The organism is Pseudomonas asgharzadehiana, from assembly GCF_019139815.1.
GTDB lineage: Bacteria > Pseudomonadota > Gammaproteobacteria > Pseudomonadales > Pseudomonadaceae > Aquipseudomonas > Aquipseudomonas asgharzadehiana.
Window position 1 is genome coordinate 3,063,694 of sequence record NZ_CP077079.1, and the last position, 26,361, is coordinate 3,090,054.

Consider the following 26,361-nt stretch of genomic DNA (forward strand, 5'->3'; position numbering starts at 1 on the left):
ATATAAAAGCCACAGTTGTACGACGACATATGACGTTACCTATGTCCTACCTAACAAAAATAAAAGTGATGCCATGAATCTGAACGAGCCCATCAGTGCCCATCGTGTTGGCCAGGCGGTCGGCAACTATCGCTGGACCATCTGCGCGATGCTGTTTTTCGCCACCACCGTCAACTACCTCGACCGCCAGGTACTCAGCCTGCTGGCCCCGCAGTTGTCCACGCAATTTGGCTGGAGCAACACCGACTACGCCAACATCGCGGCGGTGTTCCAGTTTGTGTATGCGATTTCCATGCTGTTCGCCGGGCGCTTTGTCGACAAGATCGGCACCAAGGCCGCCTATGTCATCGCGATTGCGATCTGGTCCACCGGCGCAATCATGCATGCGTTCTCGGTGCCGATGGGCGAGGGCATCGCCGCCGTCAGCGGGGCCATCGGGCTGGCGGTGATTCCGGTGTCGATTGCCGGTTTCATGCTGTCGCGCGCTGTGCTGGCGATTGGCGAAGCGGGTAACTTCCCGATTGCGATCAAGGCCACCGCCGAATATTTCCCCAAGAAAGAACGCTCACTGGCCACCGGTATCTTCAACTCCGGCGCCAACGTCGGCGCGATCCTGGCGCCGATTTGCGTGCCCTTGATTGCCGGCATGTGGGGCTGGGAAGCGGCTTTTATGGTCATCGGCATGCTCGGCTTCGTGTGGGTGGCGGTGTGGGCGGCGGTGTATGAAAAACCCGAGCAGCAAAAACGTCTTTCGGCCGAAGAACTGGCCTACATCCGCAGCGACCAGACCGTGCAGCCGTTTGCCAAGGCGCCCGTCGGCACGGCCGAGAAAAAAGTCTCGTGGTTCAAGCTGCTGACCTACCGCCAGACCTGGGCCTTTGCCTTCGGCAAGTTCATGACCGACGGCGTATGGTGGTTCTTCCTGTTCTGGCTGCCCACTTACCTGTCGGCGCAGTACGGCATGAAAGGCGCCGATATCGTGATGCCGCTGGCCGTGCTGTACAGCATGACCATGGTCGGCAGTATCGGCGGCGGCTGGTTCCCCAGCTACTTTATGGCGCGTGGCGATGCGCCGTATGACGGCCGCATGAAGGCCATGCTGGTGATCGCATTGTTCCCGCTGGTGGTGTTGCTGGCCCAACCGCTCGGCTATATCAGCTTCTGGGTACCGGTGGTGTTGATCGGCGTGGGCGCCTCCGCGCACCAGGCGTGGTCGTGCAATATCTTCACCACCGTGTCCGACATGTTCCCGCAGAAAACCGTGGCCTCGGTGGTGGGCATTGGCGGCATGGCCGGTGGTCTGGGCGGCGTGGTGATGACCAAGATCGGCGGCTGGGTGTTCGACTACTACAAGTCGATCAACGACATCCACACCGGCTACATGATCATGTTCGCCATCTGCGCGCTGGCGTATCTGGTGGCCTGGAGCGTGATGAAGACGCTGGTGCCGCGCCACAAGGAAATCACTGATCTGTAAAGCGGCCGGGGCTTGAGTCGATCAAGCCCCGTTTTACAGGGACGCTTGCCCCGCTCAGGATGATCCGCACCGCCATTACCACGCCCATCAGCACGGCGGCCAGGCCTGCCGTTTCCGTCGGCGTTGGCCAGCGCCCGTGAAACCCTAGGCCGAGCAGCGTGGCGAAGAGCGACTCGAGGGCAATCAATTGCCCGCTCAGTACCATGGGCAGGCGCCGGGTTGCGGCGTTCCAGGCCCAGGCGCCCACCACGGTGGACATCACCGCGATGATCAAACCCCAGGCATACAACGGTCCTGCCTGGGGCAGGCTGAAACCTGCGGTTGGCAGTTCGAGCAAGCCCAGCGCCAGCGCAACAGGCAGCAGGCACAGCGTCGCGAGCCCTGCGCCCAGCAGCATCAGCGCGCTCCAGAGCCCGGTGGCTGACGCCGGCAGTTTCATCAATTGCCGTTGGTTGATCACACTGAAGCCAACCCACAAGGCCACTGCACCCACCGAAAAAAACAACCCGGCCAGCCAGGCGACGATGCCCAATGACGGCTGATGCGCGCTGCTGAGATTCGACAGCAACAACCCTGCCGTTACGCTGGCCAGCGGCGTCGCCAGCCGACGCCACTGCACGGTCTTGTCGCTGGCATTGCCCACCAGCGCCAGCAACACCGGAACCAGGCCGACCAACGTGGGCGTCAGTACCGGGCCGCCGAATACCACACCCGCAGCGATGCACACGCCGTACCCCAGGCAACCGAGTGCGCCGAGCGCTGCGGCGACGCACCATTGGCCTGGCCCGAGCACACGCAGGTGGGCACGGTACAGCAGGGTACCCATCAGGCCCAATATTCCTGCAATCAGAAACCGCACCACCATCAGGTCGTAGAGGCTATAGGCGCCACTGACGTAAGGGGTGATGAAGTTCAGCGCCCAGCCCAGGGTCGCCACCACCGCCAGCGCCACGCCGGTGCGCATCGACGTTTGCATTGAGTTCATCAGGGTTATCCATCAGGGAGTGGGTGCATGGTGCCCAGGCCTGCCGCTGTGCTACAAACGAGTTCTCGGCCCTGGATGCATAACCTCCCATTATGAATACGCTCGGCAAAACCCTACCGCCCCTGGCCAGTTTGTTGCCGTTTGAAGCGGCGGCGCGCCTGGGTAGTTTTTCCAAGGCGGGTGATGAGCTGCACATTACTCAGGCCGCCATCAGCCGCCAGATACGCGGGCTAGAGGACAACCTCGGGGTGAAGCTGTTTTATCGGCGCAACCGTGCGGTGTTCCTCACCCCGCAAGGGCAGGACCTGGCGCGCGTGGTCAGCGACGCATTGCACAGCATCCGTGACAGCGCCGCCCGCTTGCGAGCCTCACCACACAGCAACCGGGTGGTGTTGCTCTGTCAGTTGTGCGAAGCGTTTTATTGGCTGATGCCGCGTCTGTCGAGCTTCCACCAGCAATACCCACAGATCGAAATCCAGGTAGTGACCTCCACCCGCCCTTTGACGGAATTCAATGACCCCTTCGACGTCGCCCTCCAAAGCACGCGGCGCGCCAGTGGCGCGCATCCGTTGATGTTCACCGCCTCCGACGAGGTATTTCCAGTGTGCAGCCCGGCCTATCTCGCCGCGCCAAAACCGCTGTCGCTGGCCCAATTGCAGTCATGCACGTTTTTGCACCACAGCTCCGAGCCTCCGCACCTGATGGAGTGGGAAAGCTGGTTGCAAGTGTTCGGTCAGGCATTGGCCGAGGATGCGCGCAGTGTCACGTTCGATAGCTACCCGCTGATGTTGCAGGCAGCAGTGGAGGGGCACGGAGTCGCCATGGGTTGGCAGCGTACGGCGGGCCGGTTGATTGAAAGTGGTGCGCTGGTGCGGCCATGCGCCGAGCGGGTGTACCTGCCCGAGGCGATTTCGATTTACCGGCATCAAGAGGCGGGCAGCCGGGCAGAGGTAGCGGCGTTGCTCGGCTGGCTGGAGGCGCAGTTGCAGAGTGAAGGCGACAGCTGAGCACCTTTGGGGGCCATCGTCCCCCGCGAACGCCAGTCGAAAAATCAATATTGATCGTATAAAAATCTTACAAACTGCGCAGTTTAATGTGGGAGGGGCACAGCCCTCCCACATTTGGATCTCCATCAGGCAGACAGGTATCAGCGGTTACTGAGTCCGCGTCACCCGCCACACGGTATTGGCCAGGTCATCGGCGATGATCAGCGCACCTTTTGGGTCCACCGTCACCCCCACCGGGCGCCCGCGGGTCTTGCCGTCGTCCCCGTGAAAACCGGTCGCAAAATCAATCGGCTCGCCGGATGGCTTGCCGTTGCTGAACGGCACGAAGATCACCTTGTAGCCCACCGGGTTCGGGCGGTTCCAACTGCCGTGTTCACCCACAAACACCCCGTCGGCAAACGTGTCGCCCATGGCCGGGATGGAAAAGTCCACGCCCAGCGCGGCCACGTGGGAGCCCAGGCTGTAATCCGGTTTGATCGCGGCGGCGACTTTGGCCGGGTCCTGCGGTTGGGCGCGCGGGTCGACGTTCTGGCCCCAGTAGCTGTAGGGCCAGCCGTAGAAGGCGCCTTCACGCACCGACGTCAGGTAGTCGGGCACCAGGTCGGGGCCGAGTTCGTCACGTTCGTTGACCACTGTCCACAGTTGCCCGGTGCCGGGTTGCATGGTCAGTGCCGTGGGGTTGCGCAGGCCGGTGGCGTAGGGTTTATGCGCGCCGGTGGCGGCGTCGATCTGCCAGACCATGGCACGGTCGATTTCCACTTCCATGCCGCGTTCGGTGACGTTGCTGTTGGAACCGATGCCCACATACAGCTGGCGCCCGTCGGCGCTGATGGCCAGGGATTTGGTCCAGTGATGGTTGATCTGCGCCGGCAGGTCGGTGACTTTGGTCGGCGCGCCGGCGGCTTTGGTCTGGCCGTCGGTGTAATCGAAGCGCACCAGCGCGTCCTGGTTGGCCACATAGAGTTTGCCGTCGGCAAACGCCAGGCCGTAGGGCGCGTTGAGGTTCTCGGCAAACACCGTCTTCAGTTCGTAGGTGCCGTCACCATCGGCATCGCGCAGCAGCGTCAGGCGGTTGCCGCCCTTGACCTGGGTGTTGCCCTGGGCCTTGATCAGGCTGGCGATCACATCCTTGGGCTTGAGCTTGGCCGCACTGCCGCCACGGCCTTCTGCGACGAGGACGTCACCGTTGGGCAGCACCAGCGTCTGTCGCGGGATCGCCAGGTCGGTGGCGATGGCCGTGACGCTGTAGCCTTCGGGTACCTTGGGTTTCTGCTCGCCCCAGGGGGTCGGTTCGGCGATTTTCATGCTTGGTATCAGGCTGCTTTGTTGCTCGGCCAGTTTGGGATCGGGGCCGTGGGCCTGGGTCTTGTCGCCTTCACCACCGCAGGCACTCAGCAACAGGGCGGCGCTCAACAGGGTCAATGTGCTGGACGTTTTCATCGGGCACCTCCCGAACGCAGCCCGATCCAGGTCGCCGCAAGCGTCAGTACGGCAACGATCGCCGACAGCACCAGGCCGGTGGGCATCATCGCGTAGGCGTCCTTGGCATGCTGGAACGCGTTGACCAAGCCGAGCACCCACGTCGCCAATAACAACAGGAAGTACGCAAGCGGCTGCCCGGCCTTGTGTTCGGCGCGCACCAGGTTGACCAGCGCAAACAACAGCGCAAGCCCGGCAAACACCAGCGCGCCGGCAATCAACCACGAGGCGAAGTTGGCCCACTGAATCTGGTAGGTCTTGCCGTAGGCAATGTCACTGAGCAGGGCGCCAAGGAACAACGGCACGGTGCCGGCGAGCAAGGTCGCGTGCAGCGGGCCTGGCGTAGGGCGGTAGGTGGAGAGGGTAGTCATGGTGGCGGCGACTCCTTGTTGCTTTCCAACGTTATCAACGCCCCAGGTCGGGGCAGCACATAGGAAGTGAACGCAGCGCAAGTAGGAAAGTTCAGGGCAATTGACGCTGAAATGTTAGGAAACAGCGTCAAAGATGGCATGCTTCAGTGCCACACAAAGGAAGCATCCCCATGCCAACCCTGCACCTGCTGTGCGGCAAGATCGCCTCGGGCAAGTCAACGCTTGCCCACCGCCTCACCGTTGAACACGGCGCGATACTGCTGAGCGAAGACCAGTGGCTTGCGCAGTTGTACCCCGGCGAAATCCTGTCGATCAGCGACTACCTGCGCTGCGCCCAGCGCATTCGTGGGGTGTTGGGGCCGCTGGTTATCAACCTGCTGGCGTCAGGCAATAACGTGGTGCTGGATTTTCCGGCCAATACCCTGAGCCAACGCGAATGGCTGGTTGGCCTGGCCCAGGCAGCCCAGGTGCCGCACCGCCTGCACTACCTCGAGCTCGACGACGACACGTGCCGTGCACGGCTGCATGCGCGCAATGCGCGCGGTGACCATGATTTCGCCGCGACGGATGCCGAGTTTGATCTGATCACACGCCATTTCTGTGTGCCGAGTGAGGAGGAGGGGGTGGTGATTGAGGTGCATCGCACATGAGAACTGCAGCCGCCGCCAATCCCCCTGCGGGAGATGTCGAGCTTCAGCGAGGCTTCGATGGCGGCGGCAGGGCTGGCTGGTGGGGTGGCTGGCACACCGCTATCGGAAGCAAGCCCCCACACATTTGATCTCTGTTGTTACCGACATCGGTGTTCACCGCCGGGCCGGCATCCAGCCCTTTACGATTTGAACCGCCCCACCAATCCATTCAGCTCATCCGACAGGTTCGACAACCGTCCCGAGTCGTCCTGTGCGGAGTTGGCCAGGCTTTCCACCAGCCGTGCTTCGTCGTAGATCTGCTGGATGTGCCGGTTGATCTCTTCGGCGACGCTGTGTTGCTCCTCGGCGGCGGCGGAGATTTGCAGGTTTTGGTCGCGGATTTCATTCACCGATAACTGGATACCCTCAAAGCTGTCCCGCGCGCTTTCGATGGACGACACGCTGGCCTTTGACAGGTCCAGGCAACTGCCCATTTTCTGCGTGACTTCTTCGGTCTTGCTGCCCAGGGTGCCGAGCAGTTGCTCGATCTCACTGGTGGAATCGGAGGTGCGCTTGGCCAGTGCGCGGACTTCGTCTGCAACCACCGCAAACCCCCGGCCCTGGTCGCCGGCCCGCGCGGCTTCAATCGCGGCGTTGAGCGCCAGCAGGTTGGTCTGTTCGGCAATCGCGCGGATGGTGCCGAGGATCTGGTTGATGCTGCGGCTGCCGGCCTCCAGCTCGACCATGGCCTGGGACGATTCGGTGAGGCGGCGGCCCAGGCGGTTGACGTTTTCGGTCGTCAGCTCGATCTGCTGCTTGCCTTCGGCGACGCGGCGGTGGCCATTTTCGGCGGACTCGGCGGCGCCGCTGCACGAACGGGCGACTTCGTTGGCGGTGGCGACCATTTCGTTGAATGCCGTCGACACCAGTTCCACTGCCTCGCGTTGGCGCCCGGCGGCCTCGTTCATGTTATGCGCCACCTCGCTGTTGACCTTCGAGGCGTTCTGCAAATTGGCCGAGGCCGCGCCGATGTGCTGGATCAATTGGCGAATGGCCGCGAGAAACTTGTTGAACCAGCCCGCCAGTTCGGCGGTTTCATCCTTGCCCTGCACCTGCAATTCATGACGCAGGTCGCCCTCGCCTTGGGCGATGGACTGCAAACCGGTGCTGACCTGGCCGATGGGCTTGACGATGACCTTGGAAAACGCCGCCGCGAGCAACCCGAAGATCAGCACCAGCACGCCGACGATGGCCACGGTGAGGTAGGTCATGCGCGTGGCTTCGGCCATCACTTCGTTGTGTTCGATCAGCCCGATATAACGCCAGCCCAGGCCGGGGGAGGTCCACACGTTGGCCATGTAACGCACGCCGTCGATCTCCACATCGGTAGAGCCTTGGGCGGTATTCGCCAGCTGCGCATAGGCCGCACCGAGATCCTTGAGCGGTTTGAAGCTGTGGGCGGCGTCGCGCGGGTCGACCAGCACCACGCCGTCTTCGATCAGCATCACGTAGCCGCTTTCGCCGAGCTTGATGCTCTTGACCAGCTCGGTGAGGTTTTTCAGCGACACGCTGACCACGAAGACGCCTTTGGCTTTGCCGGCGTTGTCCAGCAACGCGCGCGCGGTGCCGACCAGGGCCACGTCGTCTTTGTCGTAGTAATACGCCGGGGTGCGCACGGTTTTGCCGGGGCTGGCCATTGCCGCCTTGTACCAGGGGCGCGCGCGGGGATCGTATTTAGCCAGTTGCGGGTCATCCGGCCATTTGACGTAGGTACCGTCTTCCAGGCCGATGGACAGGATCGCCGCCGCCGGGTGGGTCGCGCCGAAACGCGCGAAGCGCTCGATAACCGCCTGCGCGGCCGCCGGCATCGGCTGGCTCGCGGCGTCGGCGGGTTGGTAGTTCTTCAGCGTGTCGATGGACGTGTATACAGGATCGGTGGCCATCTGATCGACGTTTTGCTGCGTGCCGTCGAAGAACTGACGGATGTTACCGTCGATCTGGCGGATTTCGCGGGTACTGCCGTCGATGAACTGATCGACCGCCTGGGTCCGTGTATTCATCACAGAGATCACCGCCACCAGGCTTACCGGGATAAACGCAACGGAGACAAAAGCCAGTACAAGCTTATTTTTAATTTTCATCGAGACGACCATCAGCGTAGAGGGCGGCCAAATCGTCAGGTTCCAGAAAAAGAACCACGGCGATTTGCTATCACTGATGTTTCGGCCCGGCCAAGGTAAATCTTTAGGGTTTTTTGTACACAATACAAAACGCGATTGTTCTGTATCCAATCAATACACATCACGCAGATAACGTTTCTGCTCGCTCAGTTGGCGCCAATACTCCACGGCGCTCTGCGCACCAAGCCCGCCGTGGGTTTGCGCCACCTGACGCAGTGCCTGGTCGACATCCTTGGCCATATGGCTGGCGTCGCCGCAGATGTACAGCCTGGCGCCGTCCTGCAACCAGCGCCACAGCTCGGCGCCCTGTTCGCGGATGCGGTCCTGCACATAGATCTTCTGCGCCTGGTCGCGCGAGAACGCCAGGCTCAGATGGGTAAGCAAACCGTCGCGTTGCATGCCTTGCAGTTCGTCCTGGTAATAGAAGTCGCTGGCGGCGTGCTGTTCGCCAAAGAACAACCAGTTGCGCCCCGGGTGCCCGAGGGCGCGGCGTTCCTGCAAAAACGCGCGGAACGGCGCCACGCCGGTTCCCGGGCCAATCATGATCATGGGCACATCGCCGTCGCGGGGCGTGCGAAAGTGCTTGGACGGTTGCACAAACACCGGCACCTCGCCGTCACCGACACGGTCGGCGAGGAAGGTCGACGACACGCCCTTGCGCTTGCCATACCGCACGGCCGCCACGGTGAGGTGCACTTCCTGCGGGTGCGCCTTGGCGCTGGAAGCGATCGAGTACAGGCGCGGTTGCAGGCGCCTGAGGGTGCCGAGCAACTCATCCGCCGAACAGTCGATGGGGTAGTGTTGCAGCACATCCACCAGTTGCCGGCCCCACAGCCACTCGTTCAGTTGGGCCTTGTGCTCGGGCCGCAATAATTGCTCAAGGCCTGGGTTGGCGCTGCGCTCGGCGATAAAGGCAAGGGTCTCGCTGCTGGGCCGGGCGATTTCGAAATGCTGGGTCAGGGCCTGTTGCAGCGGCACATCGCCGAAGGTGTCGATGTTTACCGTGGTGTTGGCGCCAAGGCGCGTCAGGTCGAGCAGTTCGCTGACCAATTCCGGGCAGTTACGCGGCCGCACGCCAAGGGCGTCACCGGGTTCATAGGTCAGCCCCGAGTCCGCGAGGTCGAGGGCGAACTGGCGGGTTTCCTTGTGTTGGCTGTGGGGGTTCAGGTGCCGGTTGAGCAGCAGCCGTGAGCCGTGCAGCTTGGTTTTGCCGGCGGGCGTGGCTTGGATAACGGATTTTGTCGGGTGCAGCGTTTGCTGCAAGCGCGTCAGCCAGGCATCGGCGCGTTCTTCAAATTCGGTGTCGCAGTCCACCCGTTCCAACAGGCGTGTGGCGCCCAGTTCCAGCAGGCGCTGGTCGAGGCGCTTGCCGTGTTTGCAGAACTGGTCGTAATTCGTATCGCCCAAGGCCAGCACTGCAAAACGCAGCGACTCCAGGCGTGTTTCGACGGTGCTGAGGCTGTGCCAGAAGGCTTCGCCATTGTCCGGCGCGTCGCCGTCGCCAAAAGTGCTGCTGATCAGCGCCAGGTTCTGCGTGTTGGCCAACCTGCTGGCCGGGAAGTCCGCCATCGCGCTCAGTTCGACGCTGATGCCGCCTTCGCGCAGGCGCTTGGCGAACCGTTCAGCCAGGGCTTCGGCGTTGCCGGTTTGCGAGGCCCACAACAGGGTGACGTCCGGGGAGGGCGCCGGGGTGGTGTGCGCGCGACTGAATAACCCCGCGAGCATACCGTCCAGCCACAGCCGCGTTTGCTCGGCCAACGGCGCGCTCGCCGGCATCACCGGTACCCCGTGGGCCTGGCTCCCGGCAACGGATTGCAGGCCGCTGAGGAACCCGGCGAGGTAGCTGCGCTCGCTATCACTGAGTGACGGTGCAGGTCCATTGCGAATACCGGCGAGTTCGGCGAAAGCGTCGGCGCGCGACATGGCGAGGTCCTCTGCAAGGTCAGGATGGGTGGAGGCCGGTTGGTCGAGGAACTGGTGATCGATCAACTCGACCCGCGCCAGGGCAACCGCGCAACACTTGAATTCGGGCTGCAGCGAAATCGGGTCGACCGCGTCGTGGGTCACCGCGTTGATCGCCAGGTGCTCGCCAAACACATCGTTCCAGTGAAACGGCGCGAAACAGCTGCCGGGGCGTACCCGCTCGGTGATCACGGCGGGCAGCACCGCGTGGCCGCGCAGGGAGCGCACCTGCACCCGGTCCTTGGCCCTGATGCCCAGCCGCGCGGCATCGTCGGGGTGGATTTCCACGAACGGGCCGGGGTTCAGTTTGTTCAGGGTGGCGACCTTGCCGGTCTTGGTCAGGGTGTGCCACTGGTGCTGCACGCGACCGGTGTTGAGCACGAAGGGGAAGGCGTCATCGGGCATTTCCGCCGGCGGCATGTGCGGGCGCGGGAAAAACTGACCTTTGCCGCTGTCGGTCGCGAAGGCGAGGGTGCCGTGATCACGGTAGCGGATCGGGTTGCGAGCCGGCGCATCCGCCGTGGCGAGCGGCCATTGCAGCGGTTGTTGGCGCAGGCGCGCGTAACTGGCGCCGCGGATGTCGTAGCCGGTCTTGGGGTTCCAGGCGCGTTTGATTTCTTCAAACACTTCGCTGGCGGATGCGTAGGTGAAGGCCTCGGCAAACCCCATCGCGCAGGCGACCTGGGCGATGATTTGCCAGTCGGGCAAGGTCTCGCCGGGAGGCTCGACGGCTTTTTGCATCAAGGTCAGGTTGCGCTCGGAGTTGATCATCACCCCTTCGGCTTCGGCCCACAGCGCGCCGGGCAGCAGGATGTCGGCGTAGCGGTTGGTCTCGGTGTCGAGGAACGCGTCCTGGGTGATCACCAACTCGGCGGCGCGCAGGCCATCGATCACGGTCTGACGGTTCGGCACGCTGGCGACCGGGTTGGTGCAGATGATCCAGCACGCCTTGATCTGCCCGGCGGCCATCTGCTCGAACAGCGCCACGGTGCCGGTGCCTGCTTCGCGCGGCAGGCTGTCGTGGGGGATTTGCCACAGGTCCTCGATAAAGGCGCGGTCGGCTGCCACCAGCACCGAGCGTTGCCCCGGCAGGCCCGGGCCCATGTAGCCCATCTCGCGGCCACCCATGGCATTGGGTTGGCCGGTGAGGGAAAACGGCCCGCTGCCGGGGCGGCAGATTGCGCCGGTGGCCAGGTGCAGGTTGCACAGGGCGTTGGTATTCCACGTGCCATGGGTGCTCTGGTTGAGGCCCATGGTCCAGCAACTCATCCATTCGGCGGCGTGGCCGATCCACTCGGCGGCTTGGCGGATATCCGCTTCGGCAAGGCCGGTGATCTGGGCGACGGTATGCGGCGGGTAATCCTCGAGGAAACCCGGCATGGCCTCCCAACCTTCGGTGAACGCGGCAATAAAGGCCGGGTCGGTATGGCCGTTTTTAACCAGCAGGTGCAGCAAACCATTGAGCAGGGCGAGATCGGTGCCCGGTTTGACCGGCAGATAAAGGTTGGCCTTATCGGCGGTGGCGCTGCGCCGTGGGTCAACCACGATCAGCTTCGCCCCGGCCTTGACCCGGTCCATCATGCGCAGGAACAGGATCGGGTGACAGTCAGCCATATTGGCGCCGATCACAAAGAACAGGTCGGCGCGGTCGAAATCTTCATAGGAACCCGGCGGGCCGTCGGAGCCCAACGAGAGTTTGTAGCCGCTGCCCGCGCTGGCCATGCACAGGCGCGAGTTGGATTCGATATTGCGGGTGCGTACAAAACCCTTAGCCAGTTTATTGATCAGGTACTGGGCTTCCAGCGACATCTGCCCGGACACGTAGAACGCCAGCGCATCGGGGCCATCGCGGTCGAGGATGTGGCGCAAGCGCCCGGCGGTTTCGTCGATGGCGGTATCCATGGCGATACGCACTGGGTCGTGCTCGCGGTTCTCCCGCAGGTAAGCGTTTTCCATGCGCCCGGACTCGGCGATGGCTTGCCCGCAGGTGGTGCCCTTGGTGCACAGGCGGCCGAAGTTGGTGGGGTGGTCCTTGTCGCCGACGACCTTGACCACTTTATTGTTCTGGACCTGCATGACGATGCCGCAGCCCACGCCACAATAAGGACAGACGCTGTGTACGTTCTGGTTTGCCATCCGTAACCCTCGAAACTTTTTTTGCCCGACAACAAAAAAGCGCCCTGCAACCCTCCGTTTGAAAACGGGGGCTGCACGGCGCCTTTGTCGTGTGTGGGCAATCAGCGTTGATTGCTCTTGAGGTGTTCCTAGCAAGTCACGCGCCAGCTTTTCCAACCCGTGGCATAAGCGGCTTTTGGTGAGGCGCGGGGCTTGCTGTACTGCGCGGGGCAAGCTCGCTCGCCACACGCCGCATCGGTAAACCGGCGGGGGCAGGTGCGCTGTTTTGAGGCGAGGCGCACCACTTGGAGGCGCAATCGCAGGTGTTGGGCGCGGTTGAAGGCCTTGCGCAGCCGTGACAACAGGCTTGCGCCGGATTGGCACAGAGCCTGCAAGCTCCCCTTCAACCCCACTCGGTCAACGACGATCGACAGGCCATAAAAGGTCATGGGCATAAAGCGATGGATCCGGCGATGTCGTCCGAACCGATCCCGCAAAAGAACAGGCAAAGACGCCTGGAACCGTAAGGTTTCAGGCGTTTTTTTTTGCTTTTTTTAACCGTGATGAGCGTCGTCGGGTGCTGATATGAATTCCAAGATCGCCAATCTGAAAGAGCTGAAAACCCTGATCGTCGTCGGCAATGGCATGGTCGGCCACCATTGCGTGGAGCAGTTGATCCAGCGCGGGGCGCTGGAGCACTACCAGTTGCATGTGTTCAGCGAAGAGCCGATGCGTGCCTATGACCGTGTGCACCTGTCCGAATACTTCACCGGCCGCGACGCCGAGTCGTTGGCGCTGTCCGAGGCGTCGCTGTACCAGACGCCGGGCGTGACCTTGCACTTGGGTGTACCGGTGTTGGAAATTGATCGCGCACGCCGCGAGGTGATCACCGCGCAAGGCTGTGTGGCCTACGACAGCTTGGTGCTGGCCACCGGCTCTTACCCGTTCGTGCCGCCGATTGAAGGCGCCGAAGGCGATTCGCGGCTGGTGTATCGCACCCTGCAAGACCTCGATGCCATTCGCGCGGCGGCGGCCAATGCCCGGCGTGGCGTGGTGGTCGGCGGTGGCCTGCTCGGCCTGGAAGCCGCCAATGCCTTGAAAAGCCTCGGCCTGGAAGCCCATGTAGTGGAATTCGCGCCGCGCTTGATGCCGGTGCAACTGGATGACTTTGGCGGCCTGGCGCTCAAGGCCCAGATCGAGCGGTTGGGCGTGGGTGTGCACCTGTCCCGCGCCACTCAGTCGATCAGCGCGGGCGAGCAGTACCGCTACCGCATGAACTTTGCCAATGACGAGTTTCTCGAAACCGACCTGATCGTGTTCTCGGCCGGTATCCGTGCCCAGGACGCGCTGGCACGCCAGGCCGGCCTGGAAATCGGCCCGCGTGGCGGTGTGGTGATCAACGACGAATGCCTGAGCTGCGACCCGCACATCTACGCGATTGGCGAGTGCGCCTCGTGGAACGGCAGCCTGTTCGGCCTCGTCGCGCCGGGGTACCAGATGGCCCGAGGGGTTGCCGCGCTGTTGTGCGGGCAGGCCGCCGAGCCGTTCGTAGGGGCCGATATGTCGACCAAGCTCAAGTTGCTCGGCGTCGACGTGGGCTCCATTGGCGACGCCCACGCCCACACGCCGGGTGCGCGCAGCTATCAGTTCGTCGACGAGGCGAGCGCCAGCTACCGCCGCCTGGTGGTGGACGCAAGTGGCAAGCATGTGATCGGCGCGGTGCTGGTCGGCGACAACAGCTACTACGACACCTTGCTGCAATACATGCAGAACGCGATTGCGCTGCCCGCCGAACCGGCCAGCCTGATCCTGCCGTCGTCCGCCGGCGCGCCCACCCTTGGGCCAGGCGCGTTGCCGGAGTCGGCCACTGTTTGCTCGTGCCACAACGTCAACAAGGGCGCGATCTGCTCGGCCATCGATGCCGGCTGCAGCGACCTCGGCCAGCTCAAGGCGCAGACCAAGGCCTGCACCGGTTGCGGTGGTTGCGCCGGCTTGCTCAAGCAGGTCTTCGAGCATGAGTTGATTGCCCGTGGCGTCAGCGTCGACAAGAGCCTGTGCGAACACTTCGCCTATACCCGTCAGGAGTTGTACGCCCTGGTGCGTGTGGAAGGGGTGATCACCTTCGAAGAACTGCTGGCCAAACACGGGCGCGGCCATACCGGCTGTGACGTGTGCAAACCGGCGGTGGGCTCGATCCTGGCTTCCTGCTGGAACCAACCGATCATGGACGCCTCGCTGGTGCCGTTGCAGGACACCAACGACACCTTCATGGCCAACATGCAAAAGAACGGCACCTACTCTGTGGTGCCGCGCATTCCGGGCGGCGAGATCACCGCCGACAAGCTGATTGTGATCGGCGAAGTGGCGAAGAAATACGACCTCTACACCAAGATCACCGGCGGCCAGCGCATCGACCTGTTTGGCGCGCAACTGCACGAGCTGCCGGACATCTGGGCCGAACTGATCGCCGCCGGCTTTGAAACCGGGCACGCCTATGGCAAATCCACGCGTACGGTAAAGTCTTGCGTGGGCAGCACCTGGTGCCGTTATGGCGTGCAGGACAGCGTGAAAATGGCCTTGCTGATCGAGGACCGCTACAAGGGCCTGCGTTCGCCGCACAAGCTCAAGTTCGCGGTGTCGGGTTGCACCCGTGAGTGCGCCGAAGCGCAGAGCAAGGATGTGGGCGTGATTGCCACCGAGAAGGGCTGGAACCTTTACATCGCCGGCAATGGCGGCATGCGCCCACGCCATGCCGAACTGTTCGCCACCGACCTCGACGACGCCACGCTTATCCAGTACATCGACCGTTTCCTGATGTTCTACATCCGCACCGCCGACAAGCTGCAGCGCACCTCGGTGTGGCGCGAAAGCCTGGAAGGTGGCCTGGATTTCCTCAAGGATGTGATCGTGCACGACAGCCTGGGCCTGGGTGCCGAGTTGGAAGCGCAGATGCAGCTTGTGGTCGACCGCTACGAATGCGAATGGGCCAATGCCCTTAAAGACCCGGAAAAACTCAAGCGCTTTCGCACCTTCGTCAACGACAAGCGCCCCGATCCGGACATCCACTTTGTCCAGGAACGTGGCCAGCGCCGGCCGATCATGGCCGCCGAACTCAACCTGATTCCCGTCATCGAGGAGATTGCCTGATGAGCCAGCCCAACACTCAGCGACACCTGGCCGCCTGGAAAAGCGTGTGCAACGAGACCGATCTGGTGAGCAACTCCGGCGTGGTGGTGTGGCTCGACGGCGCGCAGGTGGCGCTGTTCTACCTGCCCGGCGCGCAGGACCAGACGCTGTACGCCATCGACAACCACGACCCGGAATCCGGCGCGAACGTGATCGGGCGCGGTTTGGTGGGCAGTATCAAGGGGGAGCTGGTGGTGGCTGCGCCGATCTACAAACAGCATTACCGTTTGCAGGACGGCCAGTGCCTGGAGGCGCCGAACCAGCGCTTGCGGGTGTGGCCGGTGCGGTTGAATGGCGGGGTGGTGGAGCTGGGAGTCAACTGAAGCACTGCGGTCTAAAGGTGGGAGGGGCGGTGCGACGGTTCGACTTGCTCCCTCCCACGTTTGAATTGCGTTGCAGCTGAGTAATCCTACTGTTCCTTGCTGCAATCCCTCGGCGTGATGCCTTTCTCCTTCGCATACTGCGCCGCCGATGCTTCGATGATCGGCCGCAACAAGGCTCGGTCGGCCTGTACCCAGTCGCTGATCAGGTTCCAGCGTTGCCCATCCCATTGCTGAAAGCGCACCGCGCCGCCGCCTTCGTGGTCGGCGCAGGACAGTTTCAGCGGTTGCACCAGGCCTTTGGCGCCCAGGGCTTGCAGGCGTGCGTCGTCGAGGTTGAGGTGTTCGAAGCCCCAGCGGACCTGCTCGCCGGTCAAGGGCTTGTCACCGTATTTTTGCTGGGCCAGGCGTACGGCTTCGACGTTGAGAATGCCGTTTACCACGCCGAGGTTGTAGTACACCGTGCCGAAGCGTTTCGGGTCGGCCAGGTTGCCTTTGCCGGCGTCGACGACGCTTTGCTTGATGCCTTGCAGCACCGGAAAGTCGGTGCCCGACGGGTGCGTGGTGATCGCGATATAGCCCTTCGCCGCGTTGCCGGCCGGCACTACGTCTTCTTCCGAGTTGCTCCAGATATTGCCGATGATGTGATCGGCCGGGTAGCCGACTTTCTGCGCGGACTTGAGCGCCACCGGGTTCATTACCCCCCAGCCGCGCAGGATTACCCAGTCCGGCTTGAGGCGGCGGATGTTCAGCCATTGCGATTGCTGTTCGTTGCCGGGGTGTGGCACTTCCAGCAACGTCAGTTCGAAGCCGGCGTTTTTCGCGAGGGTTTCCAGCACGCCGTTGGTTTCTTTGCCGTAGGGCGAACCGTGATAGAGCACGGCGATTTTCTTGCCCTTGAGCTGGTCGGCACCGCCTTCGCGCTGGCCGATGTAGTTGATGATCGCCGAGACTTCCGAATACGGGTTCAGTTGCAGCGGAAACACGTAGGGGAACACACTGCCGTCGGTGGAGTCGGTACGGCCGTGGTTGATGGTGATCAGCGGCAGTTTGTCGGCGGTCGAGCGGTCCAGCGTGGCGTAGGCGATGCCCACCGACAGTGGGTTGGTGGCCGCCGCCGCTGCGCCGTTGAGCCCACCCTTGAGGCGCTCGTAGCATTCGACGCCTTTTTCTACCACGTACTCGGTCTCGCATTCGCTCCAGGTCAACTTGACCCCATTCACCCCGCCCTTGGCATTGATGTATTGCAGGTAGTCTATAAACCCGCCGAAGAACCCCGTACCGCCGGCCGCGTAAGGCCCGACCCGGTAGCTTTGCAGCGGGAAGTACTGTTCGTTGGCGGCCTGGGCGCCGCTGGCAAGCCCGGCGGTCATCAAGGCCAGGCTCAGTGCCAGGCGGCGCAGCGATAAGCGGTGTGTCATGAAGGCAATTCCTCGAGAGCGGTAGGGGGGAGTTCAGTAACGCAGCGGCCAGACCCTGGCCCGTTGGCGAAAGCGCTGCCACAGCCGGGCCAGCCCTTCAGGTTCCTTGATCAGGAAGGTGATGATCAGCGCGCCGAAGAGCATTTTCTGGATGTTTTCCAGCTGGCCCGCGTCCATCAACCCAGCGGGCAACCACGCGAAGAGGTTGCCCAGCAGGATCGGGAACAACACGATGAACGCCGCGCCCAGCACATTGCCGAGCACGCTGCCCAGGCCGCCGATAATGATGATGAACAGCACCTGGAACGAGCGGCTCAGGTCAAAGCCGTGGGGCTCCACGGTGCCCAGGTAGGTGAAGGCCCACAGCGAACCGGCGACGCCCAGGTAAAAGCCGCTGATGGCAAAGGCAAGCAGCTTGGCTTTGAGCAGGCGGATGCCGATGACGGCCGCGGCAGTGTCCATGTCGCGCACCGCCATCCAGTTGCGGCCCAGTTCGCTGCGCACCAGGTTTTTGCCGAGCCAGAACAACGCGACCACCACCGCCAGCGTCAGCACATAACGGCCACGCGGCGAGCTGAAATCCAGCCCGGCAACCCGCAGCGGCGGCGAAGTGATCACACCCGAGGCGTTGTCGTTGGTAAACCAACTGAAGCGGGTGAGTACCCACTCCACCACGAACTGCGCGGCCAGGGTTGCCACCAGCAAATAGAACCCTTTGATACGCAGGCTCGGCAGACCAAAGAACACCGCCACCAGCGCGGCGATCACACCGCCCAGGGCGAAGCTCACCAGCAGGGGCAAACCCGGTACGCGCAGTTGCAGGTTGTAGGCGGCAAACGCGCCCACCGCCATGAACGCCGCCGAGCCCAGCGACAATTGCCCCGCGTAGCCGGTCAGCAGGTTCAGGCCCAACCCGGCCAGGGACAGCACCAGCAACGGCACCAGAATCGCGCTGAACCAATAGTCGTTGCCCAGCCAGGGCATCGCCACGAAGGCAAAGCCCAGCAGCAGCCACAACCCGATGCGGTCCTGGCGCAGGCGAAAGGTGCGGCGCTCGGCCGCGTAGGAGGTGCTGATTTGACCGACTTCTTGATACAGCATGCAGGCAGTTCCTCAAAAAACCATCAAACCCGTTCGATTGCGCGCTCGCCGAACAACCCGGCCGGTCGCACCAACAAAAACACCAGGGCCAGGACATAAGGCACCCAGTTTTCAATGCCGCTGCCGATGATTGGCCCGAGGTAGATCTCGGCGATTTTCTCTGCCGCGCCGATGATCAGGCCGCCGACAATCGCGCCGCCGATGGACGAGAATCCGCCGATGATCAGCACCGGCAGCGCCTTGAGCACCACCAGCGACAGCGAGAACTGCACGCCCAGGCGCGCGCCCCAGAGCAGGCCCGCCACCAGCCCGACAAACCCGGCCACCGCCCACACCAGCGCCCAGATACGCGGCAGGCGAATGCCCACCGCCATCGATGCCAGCGGATCATCGGCCACCGCACGCAACGACAGGCCGATGCGTGTCTTGTTGAACAGCAGTGACAGGGCCAGTACCAGCCCGGCGGCGGTAGCGGCGGCAAACAGGTCGAATTGCGAGAGCAGCATGCCGCGGATTTCCAGCGGTTCATCGGCGATGCCCAGGTCCAGCCCGTGTACCTGGGCGCCCCATAGAAATTGCGCCAACCCTTCGATCAGGTACGACAAGCCCAGGGTCGCCATGAACAGGATGATCGGCGGGCGATTGACCAGCGGCCGCAGCACCACTTTTTCGATCAGCAAGGCCAGCGCCACCATGCTCGCCAGGGTGGCGAAGAACGCCCAGGCAAACGGAAAGCCGCGTTCCAGCAGGCTGACAAAGGTCAGCGCGGCGAACAGCACCATGGCGCCCTGGGCAAAATTGAATACGCCGGAGGCCTTGTAGATCAGCACAAAACCAATCGCCACCAGCGCATACATCACCCCCGCCAACAGGCCGCCGATCAGCACTTCGAAAAAAAATTGCATGCTCAGGTTCCCAGGTAGGCGGTGATGACAGCCGGGTTGGCGCGCACCTGTTCGGGCGTGCCGTCGCCGATCTTGCGACCGTAGTCGAGCACCACCACGTGGTCGCACAAGCCCATGACCACGCCGATATCGTGTTCGATCAACACCACGGTGGTGCCGAACGCATGGTTGATGTCGCGGATGAACTGGCTCATCTGCGCCTTTTCCTGGGCGTTCATGCCGGCCATGGGTTCATCCAGCAGCAACAGGGTCGGTTCAGAGGCCAGGGCGCGGGCCAGTTCCACACGTTTTTGCAGGCCGTAGGGCAGGGTGCCTACCAGCACGTGACGCCAGGGATGAATCTGCAAAAAGGCGATGATCTGTTCCGCATGCAGGCGGTGGGCGTCGTCCTCGCGAGGGGCGCGGCCCACGCGCAACATCTGTTCGACCCAACTGCTGCGGCGCTTGAGGTTGCGCCCGGTGAGCACGTTGTCGAGCACGCTCATGCCCTTGAACAGCGCGATGTTCTGGAAGGTACGCGCGATCCCACCTTCGGCGGCCTGGTGCGCGCGCATGCGTCGGCGGGTTCGGCCGGCATAGCGGATGCTGCCGCTCTGGGGATGGTAGACGCCGTTGATCACGTTGAGCAGCGAGCTTTTACCGGCGCCATTGGGGCCGATCAGCCCGCAAATGTCGCCGGCCTTGACGTCGAAGCTGATAGAGGTAATGGCCTTGATACCCTTGAACGACAGGGAAATATCATCGAGCCGCAGTAAAACCGAGTCAGTGGGTGCGCGCATGGAGGGCTCTTCAGGCAGTCCGGGACAGCAAGGGGTCGGTAGGTGCGTGGCGGGGGGAAGGCTCGTGCCAATGTCCGGGGTGAACACCCAGCGCGCCAAAGAATGCCGCGCTCCGCGGGGCCAGTGGCGGCCCCACCAGCAACGGCACGCGCAGGCGGCTCATGCCCAGCACATCGAGCAATGGGCGGCGCACCAGCCAGCGGCCCAGCCAACGCCGAACGGGCGACGGGGTGGGTTGCATGGCCCAGCGGTACAGGCGATGACTGAACGTACCCGGCAACGGCAGGCGTTCAGCCACCCACTGTTCCAGGCGCCCATAGGATTCGCGGGTGCCCAGCACCAGGGTCGGGCCCAACTCACGACGGTCGGTGTCGCGGGTGGCCAGCGCTTCGGGAAAATTCAGGCGGAAGCCGGCGTGCAGCCAGGGCGCCAGCAGGTAACGCGCCTGGCCGCTGGCGGCGAATACCCGCGCGGCGAGGGCTTCTTCATCGCTGGTCAGGTGTTCTCGGGCGATCAGGGTGCGGGCGCCGGCCAACAATTGGGCATGGCTTAATTGCACGGGGGTGCCTGCGTGAAACACAAAGGCGAGGGCGCTTGATTGCGTGGCGCAGGCGGGGGCGGGAGCGTTTGCGCTCAAGTCGGCATAGGCGATCAAACCGGCGGCGTGCGGATGATTCAAACCGCGCCCGTCGAGGTATATCAGCACGCGGTATTCACCGATTTGCTGCACCGCCTGCAGATCTTCCGCCAGCACGAAGCTGGGCCGCCGTTCGGCCAACACCGCGCGGTTGTCGTGCTCGGGGTCCAGCAAGGTAACGCTGGCGCCCAACCACTGCGCGGCCAATGCCAGCAGCAAGGCTTCGGGGCGTGCCTGGCTGATGATCAACAGGTTGTCGTTGCCACTCAAACCCCGCTGGTGCAGAGCAGCGGCGAGCTCGCCGACATCGCCGGCCAGTTCACTCCAGGTGCGCACCTGCCAGATGCCCAGACGCTTGTAGCGCAAGGCAACCGCTGAACCGCGCGTGTGTGCTTGGCGCAACAGCGCCTGGGGCAGGGTGTGGGGCATGGGAGCATCCTTCGGGGTTAATGCAAGGGTGATTGCACGCGCCATGCCAGAGAGGAAATTGCTTTTATTTCAAAGGGATATGAGCGTCTTGCGGCGCAATGGCGTGTGTGGATTCAGCACAAGCTGCCCGGCCACTGTTGCTGCGCCAACAGTGGCGCTGGCCCGCGTGAAAGCGGCGGTGTTTTAACTCGATATCAGGATCTCATCGGTCGCGGCCACCCTGGCGTAGTCCATCGCCAGGTTGCTCAACGACAACGCGTGTACATCCTCAGCCGGCCACAGGCGCCCCGACAGGTCTGTCTGATCGAACGTATAACAGGCGTCCGACGCCACAATCACCTCAAACCCCAGGTTGCCACCCGAGCGCGCGGTGGCCTCGACGGAGTTGTTGGTGATCACCCCGACGATCACCAGTTGCCTGATCGAACGGGTATGCAGCCAGCGCTCCAGCCCGGTGTGTGTGAACGCATCCGGGACGTTTTTTTCGACGACATGTTCGTGCGCAAGCGGTTGCAGCGCGGCCTGGAACTCACAGCCTGGCTGTCCCGGCCAGAAGACGGAGCCTGGCGTGCGGGAAATATGCCGCACGTGTACGACCGGCCCGCCCGCCTGCCGCCACGCGCCCAGCAGGCGCTGCATGTGCCGCTCGGCGTCGGGGTTGTTGCGCCGCCCAAGCGCCGGTTGGTGCATGCCTTGCTGCATGTCGATGATCAATAACGCGGCGGTTGCGGCTAATGGTTGCATGGCACTTTCCTTGGCGGGGGAGGCACGAAACATATCAGCCAATGTGCGCACCCAAACAGCGATTTGTTCGAAAACAACCGCTACACTGCCGCCCCCGAATTTCAGCAAGGATGCTTTGGATGCGTTCGCTCGTCAGCGGTGTGCTGCTTTCTCTGTCCCTGGCCACCTCGGCCATCGCCGAACCCCGTTCGTTTTCGGTCAATGACCCCAGTGGGCAGTTCCTGGTTGAGGTGCTGTTCCCGCAGGTCCCCCAGGACTTGCGCGAGCGGGCGCGGGCGTTGGTCACGGTGCGCGACAACGCCACCCTGCAGATTCTCCAACAGCTGGAAACGCCGGCAGGCAATGTGCCGCTGGACAATGACGGTAAAACCGATGCGGCGCACCTGGTGGGCGAGTCCGGCTTGCTGTACTTCGCCGATATCAATGGCGACGGTCGCCAGGACTTGGCTATCCGCCACGACACCGGCGCCGCCAAGGACTTCCAGTACAGTTACGACGTGTACCTGCAAGACCCGCACAATACGCAGTGGGTACTCAACGGCCCGCTGAGCACCCTGGCGAACGAGACCTCCGGCGGGATGTTCTCGGTCAACCCCAAGGACGGCATCATCCATTCGCAAACCGATCGCGGCTGCTGCTGGATGCGTGTGAGTCGCTGGCAAATGCGCGATGGCGAACTGGTGCAGCTCAGCTCGTACACCCAGCAAGAGGTGCCCGCGACGGACGACGACGCCAACAACAGCATGCCCAGTGGCTACATGCTGCGCACCACCGGCGAGTGGAAAGACGGCCAATGGCTGGAAACCCCGCGCTTGGAAGGGCCGGTCAATGAAGATGCGCAACGGTTGGTCGGCACCCTCGATGGCAAGATCGCGGTGCAAATCTGGTACCAGCAGCAGGGCGCGGTGGTGATTGGCGAGTTGCGCTACACCAACAGCGGCAGCGGCAAGCCGATCAAGCTGGTGGGGGACCGTGGCGAATATGGCGATGACACTTACCTTTACCTGCACGAGTACACCGACGACGGGCATCAAACCGGCATCTGGCGCATCAAGTCGGATTACACCGGTACTTGGGTCAGCGGTGCCAAGGGCGACAAGCGCGAGCGCGTGATCCAACTGCACGATGAATACCGTGAACCCGACTACGAGCTGTTTGGCGACGTTGCCCGCGACCAACGCGACGGCCATTACCAGATGCGCGATGACTTCCTCGACCGCGACGGCGACCTGGACCTCAGAATTCTCCCCGAGCGTGATGCCCAGGGCAGGGAAGTGGCCGAGTTCACCGTGACGCTCAAGGAAACCGGCACCGGCAAGGTTATCGTCAGCGCACACCACACGGTGCCGATGGAAACCGAAAACCTGATCATCGTGCGCGAACCACTGGCGACGCGACGCGCGGGGCCTTACCACATCCAACTGGTGAAGCACTTCGCAGTGATCAACCACAACTCGGCGCCGGATTTTCCGGATTACTTCACCGGGATGTATCGCAAGCAGCCCTGAGAGGGGCGCTTATCCGTTCAGCAGCAGCGACATGTCCGGGTACCTTGCACCTATAAAATCGACAAAAGCGCGCACCTTGGGTGCCGCCAGGCGCCTGGAGGTGTGCAAGACCCACAGTTCAGCCTCCACATCCGAAGCAACGCCCCACTGCACCTGCTCACCGCGGGCAAGCTGGCCCCACGCCATGGACTGCGGCAAGAGGGCAGCCCCACCACCTGCGACAGCGGCATCACGAATCATCAAGAAGGATGAGAAACGCAGCGTTGGAACCGGCTTCAGGATCAACTGGCCGCCATCGAGCGTCCAATGGCCGGGCTGGGAAGCCGACATCACGATGCCGGGAACGGGTCGGGTTGCGCCGGGCATTGGCCTGGGCACTTCAGGCGCCGCCACCACCACCAATCGGTCCCTGGCGAAGCAACGGCCGACCAGATTGCTGTCGGGGCTGGGGTTGATGCGGATGGCTATGTCGAATTGCTCCTCGACCAAATCGACCAGGCGATCCTCCGCCACCACGTCCAGCGTGATTTGCGGGTAGGCCGCACAAAAATCGGCGCCGATCCGGCCCATCGCCAGTTGGGAAAACAACACGGGGGCCGCCACACGCAAGTGTCCGCGCGGCGTCGATACGCCGTCGCGAGCAGATGCCATTGCTTCGACTACTTCGTTCAACGGCCCCTCGGCGCGAGCCATCAGCGTGGCTCCAGCCTCGGTGAGCTTCAGGCCCCGCGCGCTGCGTTCAATCAGCCTGACGCCTAGTTGTTCCTCCAGTTCGGCAATGCGCCTGGAAAGTGTCGCCTTGGACCTGCCGCTGGCACGGCTGGCTTTTCCCAGCCCGGCGTTGTTGGCGACCAGGGCGAAATCAATCAGTGCGTTGAGGTTCATGCTGTTCCACATTTGAGACGGGGTGTCTACATAGTCGCGTCTTCGTTTTGTATGTGCAGCGGCCTATCGTCTGGTCTCCACTCCTCAACATGAGCAATAGCCATGAGCATTCTTGTTACCGGTGCCACGGGCACCATCGGTTCTCTTATCATCCAGGGCCTCAGCGAGGCCGGCGCAGAGGTCAAGGCTCTTGTGCGCCAGCCCGGTAAACGCGACTTTGCGGCAGGTGTCAGCGAAGTAGTTGCAGACTTGACCGATGTCGTGTCGATGCGTGCCGCGTTGTCGTCGGTGCGCACGCTGTTCCTGCTCAATGCGGTGACGCCGGATGAAGTGACGCAAGCCCTGATCGCGCTGAACCTGGCGCAAGAGGCGGGCATCGAGCGCATTGTCTACCTGTCGGTGATCCATGCCGATCGGTTCAGCAATGTCCCGCACTTTACCGGTAAACCCACGGTCGAGCGGATGATCGAGACACTCGACATACCGGCCACGATTCTGCGCCCGGCCTACTTCATGCAGAACGAACACATGGTTTTGCAGACTATCCGCGATTACGCGGTGTACCCAATGCCGATCGGCTCGGCGGGTGTGTCGATGATCGATGCGCGCGATATCGCCGATGTGGCAGTGGCTGAGTTGCTGCGTCGCGACCGGGCCCCGTCGGCGCTGGCGCGTACGACATTGGAACTGGTGGGGCCGCAAGCGCTGAGCGGTGAGTCTGTGGCTGGGATCTGGAGTACGGCGCTGGGGCGCGAAGTGACCTATGGCGGTGATGATGTCGCCGCGTTCGAAGCGCAACTGGCCGCGTACGGTCCGGCCTGGCTGGCGTATGACATGCGCTTGATGATGGCGGGTATCCAGACGTTCGGCATGCAAGCGGCCGAAGGTACGGTAAAGCGTCTGGAGGCTATCGTCGGGCACCCGCTGCGCACCTACGAAGCTTTTGTGCGCGAGGCGGTTGCCGAGGGCTGAGCGTCAACGGCGCCCTTCAAAAGCCCTCCAGGCTGACCTTCACACCTGCTTGTTGTGCCAGCTCAACGATGGCTTCGACGCGCTGTGCATCCACGATAAACCCGACGTATTCGTCACCGCCGGAGTCCAGATGCACAAAGCGCTTGCCGAAGCCGGTGAGCCATTGGTCATAGCTGTCCAACACGGCTTGCATCGGTCGTGTGCCGGTGTGCAGGTAGGTGTAGGGTTCCTGCACGCCACTGGCCGAAGCCAGGTGGGGGGCAAGGTATTGGAACCCGTCGAAGCCACGCCAATCGACGTTGAGCAATGCAAGGTAGGCGAGTTTCTGGCCTCTTGACGGGTCAAGCAGCCCGTCGGTCAAGGCGCTGGTGGCGTCTTGATCGACGGCGTACTTGCGCAGCACACGCCGTACGAGCCTGGCTCTTTCTGGCTCGGGTGCGGCGCTTAACAGCGTTTCGGTCAGGGTTGCGAGCGCTTGCTTGCGAGCCTTGGATTCAGGTGTGCGAAATTCCCGCATGATTGCCGCATGACTGGCATTGGTTTCATCGGGAGGCGGCATCGTAAAACGGCCGCCGAACAAACGATCAAAGAACCCCATGCTGCCCCCTTTGCCTTACTTGCTTAGGCGTTGGTACCCAAGAACCATCGCCAGAATCATCGCCAACAGCTCCTGCTGCGCCTCTTCACGGCTGATTTCGCCGCTGGCCGCCGCGTGAGACAGCGCCTCTGCCGCGCCCAACATGGCGCGCAGGCCGGCTTGAGAGACGGTGCCCGTGGGCGCGAAGGGCGCCAGTGCGTCGCGGCATTTGTCGAGGAAGATCACCTCGTATTTGCGCTTGAGGGCTTCGAGCTCCGGCGAGCCGCTCAGTGCTGCGGTCACTCCCGGGATTTCCCGCCCCTGCAACAACACACAATCGACATACGACGCGGCAATCACCCACGCACGGTCTTCCAATGTCGCGCTGCTGGCGTCGATGGCGTCGGCAAACACTTGGTTCTGGCGCCCATCGAAATCTTCGTACAAGGCCGCCAGCAAGCCGGCACGGGTGACGAAATGGTCGTACACCACCGGCTTGGTCACGCCCGCCAGTTCCGCCAGGCGGCCCAGGGTCAGGGCGTCTGTGCCTTCTTCGCGCACCAGCTGCCAGGCCACTTCCAATAATTGACGCAGGCGATCTTCACGAGACAAACGCCGACGTGGGGCAGGGGATTCACTGCTTGACATGCTTATATACCAAAAGTAACTTACTAATCGTAACTTAACGCCAG

21 protein-coding genes and 1 pseudogene are annotated in these 26,361 nt (G+C 62.8%); 7 read left to right on the forward strand and 15 right to left on the reverse strand.

Annotation, left to right across the window (positions count from 1 at the left end; all coding sequences use genetic code 11):
* Nucleotides 1-73: 73 nt before the first annotated feature.
* On the forward strand, nucleotides 74-1,477 hold the full coding sequence (locus KSS96_RS13805; protein ID WP_017530422.1) for an MFS transporter: 1,404 nt from the start codon (nucleotides 74-76) through the stop codon (nucleotides 1,475-1,477).
* Here the strand turns inward: KSS96_RS13805 and KSS96_RS13810 are convergent.
* Nucleotides 1,464-2,462, reverse strand: coding sequence for a DMT family transporter (locus KSS96_RS13810; protein WP_065878479.1), 999 nt, complete (start codon nucleotides 2,460-2,462; stop codon nucleotides 1,464-1,466). The genes KSS96_RS13805 and KSS96_RS13810 overlap by 14 nt on opposite strands.
* 92 nt (nucleotides 2,463-2,554) lie before the next feature.
* On the opposite strand from KSS96_RS13810, the gene KSS96_RS13815 reads away from it, so the two are divergent.
* On the forward strand, nucleotides 2,555-3,469 hold the full coding sequence (locus tag KSS96_RS13815; protein WP_065878481.1) for a LysR substrate-binding domain-containing protein: 915 nt from the start codon (nucleotides 2,555-2,557) through the stop codon (nucleotides 3,467-3,469).
* 147 nt (nucleotides 3,470-3,616) lie between these two features.
* Here the strand turns inward: KSS96_RS13815 and KSS96_RS13820 are convergent, their stop codons facing one another.
* Nucleotides 3,617-4,909 carry a PQQ-dependent sugar dehydrogenase gene (locus KSS96_RS13820; RefSeq protein ID WP_135196560.1) on the reverse strand — a complete coding sequence of 431 codons (1,293 nt, stop codon included), beginning with the start codon at nucleotides 4,907-4,909 and terminating at the stop codon, nucleotides 3,617-3,619.
* Entirely contained in the window at nucleotides 4,906-5,319 is a 414-nt protein-coding gene (locus KSS96_RS13825; RefSeq protein WP_017530418.1) for a DUF2231 domain-containing protein, read from the reverse strand. Before KSS96_RS13825 ends, KSS96_RS13820 begins: the two co-directional genes overlap by 4 nt.
* 170 nt (nucleotides 5,320-5,489) lie before the next feature.
* Between KSS96_RS13825 and KSS96_RS13830 the strand changes: the two genes are divergently transcribed.
* The gene (locus tag KSS96_RS13830; protein ID WP_017530417.1) at nucleotides 5,490-5,969 is read left to right on the forward strand and encodes a P-loop nucleotide/nucleoside kinase family protein; all 480 of its coding nucleotides are present in this window, start codon (nucleotides 5,490-5,492) and stop codon (nucleotides 5,967-5,969) included.
* A 179-nt stretch (nucleotides 5,970-6,148) separates the two neighbouring features.
* Here the strand turns inward: KSS96_RS13830 and KSS96_RS28340 are convergent, their stop codons facing one another.
* The 3 genes and pseudogenes from KSS96_RS28340 to KSS96_RS13840 all read right to left on the reverse strand — a co-directional run bounded on the left by KSS96_RS28340 (nucleotide 6,149) and on the right by KSS96_RS13840 (nucleotide 12,226).
* Nucleotides 6,149-6,916, reverse strand: a complete 768-nt coding sequence (locus KSS96_RS28340) for a methyl-accepting chemotaxis protein (protein ID WP_370737722.1) — start codon at nucleotides 6,914-6,916, stop codon at nucleotides 6,149-6,151.
* 87 nt (nucleotides 6,917-7,003) lie between these two features.
* Nucleotides 7,004-8,101: pseudogene (locus KSS96_RS28345) on the reverse strand (cache domain-containing protein); the annotation flags it as partial.
* Nucleotides 8,102-8,239: 138 nt separating this feature from the next.
* On the reverse strand, nucleotides 8,240-12,226 hold the full coding sequence (locus KSS96_RS13840) for a bifunctional nitrate reductase/sulfite reductase flavoprotein subunit alpha (protein WP_217854946.1): 3,987 nt from the start codon (nucleotides 12,224-12,226) through the stop codon (nucleotides 8,240-8,242).
* 564 nt (nucleotides 12,227-12,790) lie between these two features.
* On the opposite strand from KSS96_RS13840, the gene nirB reads away from it, so the two are divergent.
* Together nirB and nirD are read left to right on the forward strand one after the other, a co-directional pair.
* Complete coding sequence (gene nirB, locus KSS96_RS13845; RefSeq protein WP_065878487.1) at nucleotides 12,791-15,352, forward strand: nitrite reductase large subunit NirB; 2,562 nt, start codon at nucleotides 12,791-12,793, stop codon at nucleotides 15,350-15,352.
* Entirely contained in the window at nucleotides 15,352-15,714 is a 363-nt protein-coding gene (gene nirD, locus KSS96_RS13850) for a nitrite reductase small subunit NirD (RefSeq protein WP_017530412.1), read from the forward strand. Before nirB ends, nirD begins: the two co-directional genes overlap by 1 nt.
* Before the next feature lie 86 nt (nucleotides 15,715-15,800).
* Here nirD and KSS96_RS13855 read toward each other — a convergent pair whose 3' ends face one another.
* The 6 genes from KSS96_RS13855 to KSS96_RS13880 all read right to left on the reverse strand — a co-directional run bounded on the left by KSS96_RS13855 (nucleotide 15,801) and on the right by KSS96_RS13880 (nucleotide 21,727).
* Nucleotides 15,801-17,132 (reverse strand): ABC transporter substrate-binding protein, encoded by a 1,332-nt coding sequence (locus KSS96_RS13855; protein ID WP_065878489.1) that lies wholly within the window; start codon nucleotides 17,130-17,132, stop codon nucleotides 15,801-15,803.
* 33 nt (nucleotides 17,133-17,165) lie between these two features.
* The gene (locus KSS96_RS13860) at nucleotides 17,166-18,233 is read right to left on the reverse strand and encodes a branched-chain amino acid ABC transporter permease (RefSeq protein WP_068934841.1); all 1,068 of its coding nucleotides are present in this window, start codon (nucleotides 18,231-18,233) and stop codon (nucleotides 17,166-17,168) included.
* 23 nt (nucleotides 18,234-18,256) lie between these two features.
* On the reverse strand, nucleotides 18,257-19,138 hold the full coding sequence (locus tag KSS96_RS13865) for a branched-chain amino acid ABC transporter permease (RefSeq protein ID WP_065878497.1): 882 nt from the start codon (nucleotides 19,136-19,138) through the stop codon (nucleotides 18,257-18,259).
* A 2-nt stretch (nucleotides 19,139-19,140) separates the two neighbouring features.
* Nucleotides 19,141-19,917 carry an ABC transporter ATP-binding protein gene (locus tag KSS96_RS13870; RefSeq protein ID WP_217854948.1) on the reverse strand — a complete coding sequence of 259 codons (777 nt, stop codon included), beginning with the start codon at nucleotides 19,915-19,917 and terminating at the stop codon, nucleotides 19,141-19,143.
* Nucleotides 19,918-19,927: 10 nt separating this feature from the next.
* Entirely contained in the window at nucleotides 19,928-20,983 is a 1,056-nt protein-coding gene (locus tag KSS96_RS13875; RefSeq protein ID WP_217854949.1) for an AMP-binding protein, read from the reverse strand.
* Nucleotides 20,984-21,166: 183 nt separating this feature from the next.
* A complete protein-coding gene (locus KSS96_RS13880; RefSeq protein WP_116079789.1) occupies nucleotides 21,167-21,727 on the reverse strand; it encodes a cysteine hydrolase family protein in 561 nt (186 codons plus the stop codon).
* 119 nt (nucleotides 21,728-21,846) lie between these two features.
* On the opposite strand from KSS96_RS13880, the gene KSS96_RS13885 reads away from it, so the two are divergent.
* The gene (locus KSS96_RS13885) at nucleotides 21,847-23,235 is read left to right on the forward strand and encodes an XAC2610-related protein (protein ID WP_068934855.1); all 1,389 of its coding nucleotides are present in this window, start codon (nucleotides 21,847-21,849) and stop codon (nucleotides 23,233-23,235) included.
* 9 nt (nucleotides 23,236-23,244) lie between these two features.
* Here KSS96_RS13885 and KSS96_RS13890 read toward each other — a convergent pair whose 3' ends face one another.
* A complete protein-coding gene (locus KSS96_RS13890; RefSeq protein ID WP_217854950.1) occupies nucleotides 23,245-24,120 on the reverse strand; it encodes a LysR family transcriptional regulator in 876 nt (291 codons plus the stop codon).
* 102 nt (nucleotides 24,121-24,222) lie between these two features.
* On the opposite strand from KSS96_RS13890, the gene KSS96_RS13895 reads away from it, so the two are divergent.
* Nucleotides 24,223-25,092 carry an NmrA/HSCARG family protein gene (locus tag KSS96_RS13895; RefSeq protein ID WP_217854951.1) on the forward strand — a complete coding sequence of 290 codons (870 nt, stop codon included), beginning with the start codon at nucleotides 24,223-24,225 and terminating at the stop codon, nucleotides 25,090-25,092.
* Nucleotides 25,093-25,108: 16 nt separating this feature from the next.
* Here the strand turns inward: KSS96_RS13895 and KSS96_RS13900 are convergent, their stop codons facing one another.
* Nucleotides 25,109-25,690, reverse strand: a complete 582-nt coding sequence (locus KSS96_RS13900; RefSeq protein WP_065878503.1) for a DUF6630 family protein — start codon at nucleotides 25,688-25,690, stop codon at nucleotides 25,109-25,111.
* 15 nt (nucleotides 25,691-25,705) lie between these two features.
* A complete protein-coding gene (locus KSS96_RS13905; protein ID WP_017530401.1) occupies nucleotides 25,706-26,317 on the reverse strand; it encodes a TetR/AcrR family transcriptional regulator in 612 nt (203 codons plus the stop codon).
* Between the last annotated feature and the right edge of the window lie 44 nt (nucleotides 26,318-26,361).